The sequence below is a fragment of the Pseudomonas emilianonis genome (assembly GCF_023072625.1).
Lineage (GTDB): Bacteria > Pseudomonadota > Gammaproteobacteria > Pseudomonadales > Pseudomonadaceae > Aquipseudomonas > Aquipseudomonas paraveronii.
Window position 1 is genome coordinate 1 of record NZ_JAKNRV010000388.1, and the last position, 4537, is coordinate 4537.

At 60.9% G+C, this 4537-nt stretch carries 5 protein-coding genes and 1 pseudogene; 3 read left to right on the forward strand and 3 right to left on the reverse strand.

From position 1 onward, the window contains the following. On the forward strand, positions 1-527 hold a 527-nt coding region (locus L9Z73_RS25840; protein ID WP_247407227.1), incomplete at its 5' end, for an MFS transporter. On the opposite strand, the gene arfB is transcribed toward L9Z73_RS25840, so the two are convergent. After that, positions 524-937 carry an alternative ribosome rescue aminoacyl-tRNA hydrolase ArfB gene (gene arfB, locus L9Z73_RS25845; RefSeq protein ID WP_016975416.1) on the reverse strand — a complete coding sequence of 138 codons (414 nt, stop codon included), beginning with the start codon at positions 935-937 and terminating at the stop codon, positions 524-526. The genes L9Z73_RS25840 and arfB overlap by 4 nt on opposite strands. 110 nt (positions 938-1047) lie before the next feature. After that, positions 1048-2469, reverse strand: a complete 1422-nt coding sequence (locus tag L9Z73_RS25850) for an amino acid permease (protein WP_247407229.1) — start codon at positions 2467-2469, stop codon at positions 1048-1050. A 646-nt stretch (positions 2470-3115) separates the two neighbouring features. Here L9Z73_RS25850 and L9Z73_RS25855 point away from each other — a divergent pair. Together L9Z73_RS25855 and L9Z73_RS25860 are read left to right on the forward strand one after the other, a co-directional pair. Further along, the gene (locus L9Z73_RS25855) at positions 3116-3253 is read left to right on the forward strand and encodes a hypothetical protein (protein ID WP_003175756.1); all 138 of its coding nucleotides are present in this window, start codon (positions 3116-3118) and stop codon (positions 3251-3253) included. Between the two features lie 73 nt (positions 3254-3326). After that, on the forward strand, positions 3327-4286 hold the full coding sequence (locus tag L9Z73_RS25860) for a leucyl aminopeptidase (RefSeq protein WP_247407232.1): 960 nt from the start codon (positions 3327-3329) through the stop codon (positions 4284-4286). A gap of 96 nt (positions 4287-4382) precedes the next feature. Here L9Z73_RS25860 and L9Z73_RS25865 read toward each other — a convergent pair. Further along, positions 4383-4537, reverse strand: a pseudogene (locus tag L9Z73_RS25865) (23S rRNA pseudouridine(2605) synthase RluB); the annotation flags it as partial.

A 4537-nucleotide genomic window follows, 5' to 3' on the forward strand; every position in this document is an offset into this window, starting at 1 on the left:
TGGCCGCGACGCCGGTGCTGTTGTTGCTGCAGTTGGTGTTGTTGCCGGTGTACCTGGGTTTGATCCTGGGTGCGCAGTCCGTGGTGGTGGTGGAAGTGCGGCCGTTTGTCGAGGCGTTCCTGTTGTTTGGCAATTTGATCAACCGTATCGGCGGCTTTCGCGTGGCCATTGCCTGCCTGTCGGTGGAGGTGCTTGGCCTGCTGCTGCTGTGGCTGGCGCCGGATGCCCAGTTGGCACTGGCGGGCGCGGCGCTGAGCGGCTTTGGCTTTTCCCTGGTGTTTCCGGCGCTGGGGGTAGAGGCGGTCAATCTGGTGCCTGCATCCAGCCGGGGTTCGGCGGTGGGGGCGTACTCGCTGTTTATCGACTTGTCGCTGGGGATCACCGGCCCGCTGGCCGGGGCCGTGGCGGCCGGCTTTGGCTTTGCGTCGATTTTCCTGTTCGCCGCCCTCGCCGCCTTGGGCGGGTTGCTGCTGAGTGTCTACCTATACCGGCAAGCGCCCAAGGCCCGCAAGGCGCGCGACGCCTAGAAGTCGACCTTGCCGCGCCCGGCCTTGATGCTGCCACGCTTGGTCTTGGATTCCAGGCGGCGTTTCTTCGAGCCCAGGGTCGGTTTGGTCGGGCGGCGTTTCTTCTCCACCTTGGTGGCGCTGAGGATCAACTCCACCAAGCGTTCCAGCGCATCGGCGCGGTTCTGTTCCTGGGTGCGGTATTGCTGGGCCTTGAGCACCAGTACGCCTTCGCTGGTGATCCGACTGTCGCGCAGCGCCAGCAAACGCTCCTTGTAGAACTCCGGCAACGACGAGGCCGGAATATCAAAGCGCAGATGCACCGCGCTCGACACCTTGTTGACGTTCTGCCCGCCGGCGCCCTGGGCGCGAATGGCGGTCAGCTCGATCTCGGCGTCGGGCAGGTGCACGTTGTTGGAAATCACCAGCATGAGCAACGGGTTCCTCTAAGGGGAGCCCAAGGATACGCGAATGCGCCCCGCCCATCCCTTCAAACAACAAACCCGGCACAGGGCCGGGTTTGCTCGACAGCATCGAACGGTTACTCCACCGCCGGCACTACCGTCGCCGGGCGCTGATCCGCACTGCGCTTGTTCTTGATCCAGTAACACAACCCCATGAACGCCACCCATACCGGGATCGCATACACCGAGACCTGAATCCCCGGGATCATCAACATGATCACCAGGATAAACACCACGAACGCCAGGCAGAGGTAATTGCCATACGGATACCACAGCGCCTTGAACAACGGCACCTGGCCGGTGCGGTTCATGTGCTGGCGGAACTTGAAGTGGGAGAAGCTGATCATCGCCCAGTTGATCACCAGCGTAGCCACCACCAGCGACATCAACAGTTCCAGTGCGTGTTGCGGGATCAGGTAATTCATCAGCACCGCCACCAGGGTGATCGCCGCCGATGCGAGGATCGAACGCACCGGCACGCCGCGCTTGTCGATCTTCGCCAACGCCCGCGGCGCGTCGCCCTGCTCGGCCATGCCCAGCAGCATGCGGCTGTTGCAGTAGGTGCCGCTGTTGTACACCGACAGCGCGGCGGTCAGTACCACAAAGTTGAGGATATGCGCGGCGGTGTTGCTGCCGAGCATCGAGAACACCTGCACGAACGGGCTACCGCTGTAGGCATCGCCGGATGCGTTGAGGGAGACCAACAGGCTGTCCCACGGCGTCAGCGACAACAGCACCACCAGGGCGCCGATGTAGAAGATCAGGATGCGGTAGATCACCTGGTTGATCGCCTTGGGGATCACGGTGCGTGGCTGGTCGGCTTCGGCCGCCGTAAAGCCGAGCATTTCCAGGCCGCCGAAGGAGAACATGATGAGCGCCATGGCCATCACCAACCCGCCCACGCCGTGGGGGAAGAAGCCGCCGTGTGCCCACAGGTTGCTCACCGAGGCTTGCGGGCCGCCGCTGCCGCTGACCAACAGGTAGCTGCCCAGGGCGATCATGCCGACGATGGCCACTACCTTGATGATGGCAAACCAGAATTCAGCCTCACCGAAGACTTTGACGTTGGCCAGGTTGATCAGGTTGATCAACACGAAAAACGCCGCCGCTGACACCCAGGTCGGGATCTCCGGCCACCAGTAATGCACGTATTTGCCGACAGCCGTCAGCTCCGACATGCCCACCAGGATGTACAGAATCCAGCAGTTCCAGCCCGACAGGAAGCCAGCGAAACCGCCCCAGTATTTGTGGGCAAAGTGGCTGAAGGAACCGGCCACCGGCTCTTCGACGATCATTTCGCCGAGCTGGCGCATGATCATGAAGGCGATAAAGCCGCAGATGGCATAGCCCAGGATCATCGACGGGCCGGCGGATTTGAGCACCCCGGCCGAGCCCAGGAACAGGCCGGTGCCGATGGCACCACCGAGGGCGATCAACTGGATATGACGGTTTTTCAGGCCACGTTTCAGTTCGCCTGAAGAGGAATCGGGTCCACTCATGAAAAGGCTCTCACGCAAGGTTTGATAATGTTGAATGCAGGTTGCTGCCTTGATGTGCGACTCAAGCAGCGCCGCTCAAACCCCAGCGCAGGCACCAGGAATACAGCGTCGTTCTAACGGTCATGCGTCACCTGTTTGTTTTTATCTGTGACGAAATCGAACCCGTCTGGCTCGTGGCCAGGCGGAGTGATCAGGGTGGATAAACCCTGAGGTCTTGGCCTTTTGCGTGGTTACGCAAGGGGGTCACAGTAAAACGCGGCGCATTGTACACCGCTCGACCGCTTGCGGACGGCCCTGGCGAGCAACCGCGACAATCTGTCAGCTATTCCTTACAGCGCTGCGCCGGCCCGATACCGCGCGCGCTTCACGTAAATTAATCGTTACAGCGCGGAAAACTGGCGTTACACCCAGCCTGTATCTGTCAGTTCACAAATAATTGGCGGTAGGAAATATCCGAGCAGTCGCCAGCCCCAGTGCGCTGTTTTGCATGGGGAAAAATCGCGCATTAAAACAGAACAAAAAATCCAAATGAGACCGTGTCAATAAATTTTTTGCATTCCGAAACACTCTCACCTAGGTTCTTTCACTTGCCCAGCGAAGCCCGCGGGCAAGCCGTTCTCAAACAACGTCCTCTAGGAGATACACCATGCAAGCACTGGAAAACGACCTGGAAACCGAACTGCAACTCGACGATTGGTTTGAAGCGCCGACCCATGAGGCCGCCGTTGAAATGATGCAAGCCGATGCCGTCGTGCCCTTTGGCACGGCGATGTGGCCTTTCTAATCCCCGGCAGGCATCCGGCAGGTGCAGTGCGCTGCACCTGCCCCCTTACCCAAGGCACAGAAGGACACTCGTCATGGACAAGGCCCGCGCCGTCGAACACTTTCTCTACTACCTCGCCCACCACCCGGCCCTCAGCGGCTTGAGCTGTCCGACCGTGCTGTTGGGCCATACCGAACGCTACGAGGCCATTGCCCAGGCGATCACCCACAGCAGTGCCGCGCGCTTCAACCTCCAGGTGCAGCGCCTGGACCTGGCCCCCAGCGCCGCCCTGGCCGAGGCCATCGACACCTGCGACCTGTACCTGTTTTTCTACGACGCCTCGACCCTGCCCAACCCCCGCGCCGAAGGCCCGGACTTTATCCGCGCCTTGCACGGCGTAATGGCCGAGCACTGGAAGAAATCCCTGCTGTTCAAGGACTACGGCGACTATTTCTACGACACCTTCAGCGTAGAGCCACAACGCATCGCCGACCTCAACGCCACGCTGATCCGGCGCATGTCCCAGGCCACGCTGCTGAGCTTCACCGACCGGCACGGCTCACGCCTGCAAGCGCCGCTGAACAGCATCAAGAAGTGGACCAATATCAACGGCATCGGTAACCATGACCTGGCCCCCGGCGAGATCGCCACCCACAGCGAGGCCATCAATGGTCAGGTGCGGTTTGTCGGCACCTTCCTCAGCACCATCCCCTTCGCGCGCAAATATGGCGTGCTGCAATCACCGCTGGAGCTGTGGATCGAAAACTCGACCATCTGCAGCGTCGCCAGTGAAGTCCCCGGGCTGGCGGACGACTTCAACAAGTACCTGAACGCCAACCCCTCGAACCGCCGCGTGGAGGAACTGGGGATCGGTACCAATGAAGGGGTCAAGGATCTGTATGCGCGCAACGCCGGGTTCGAAGAACGCCACTGCGGCTTGCACCTTGGGTTGGGCGGCGGGCAGAAAGGCAGCCATCACCTGGATTTGATCTTCGCCAGTGGGGTGTTGGCGCTGGATGACAAGCCGGTGTTCGATGGCACCTTTGCGTTCTGATCAAATCCACCGCCCCTCCCACCGTTGATTGCATTGCAAATGCAGATCCAAAAAAAACGCCAACCCGAGGGTTGGCGTTTTTATGCAGCGCTTACATCACTGCGGCTTCTTGCGACCAAAACCCGGACGCTGGCCAGAACCGGCCGGTGCGCCACGGCGCTTGCCCGACGGCTCGTCCGCCACCAGTTTCAAGCCTGGGCGCTTTTTCGGCGCGGGCTTGGCTGGGCGCTTGGTGCTAGCGTTGTCTGCCG

Bases quoted from the DNA above. Each gene is read 5' to 3' on its own strand.
- L9Z73_RS25855 (WP_003175756.1), top strand. From the start codon at position 3,116: ATGCAAGCACTGGAAAACGACCTGGAAACCGAACTGCAACTCGACGAT.
- arfB (WP_016975416.1), bottom strand. From the start codon at position 937: ATGCTGGTGATTTCCAACAACGTGCACCTGCCCGACGCCGAGATCGAG.
- L9Z73_RS25860 (WP_247407232.1), top strand. From the start codon at position 3,327: ATGGACAAGGCCCGCGCCGTCGAACACTTTCTCTACTACCTCGCCCAC.
- L9Z73_RS25850 (WP_247407229.1), bottom strand. From the start codon at position 2,469: ATGAGTGGACCCGATTCCTCTTCAGGCGAACTGAAACGTGGCCTGAAA.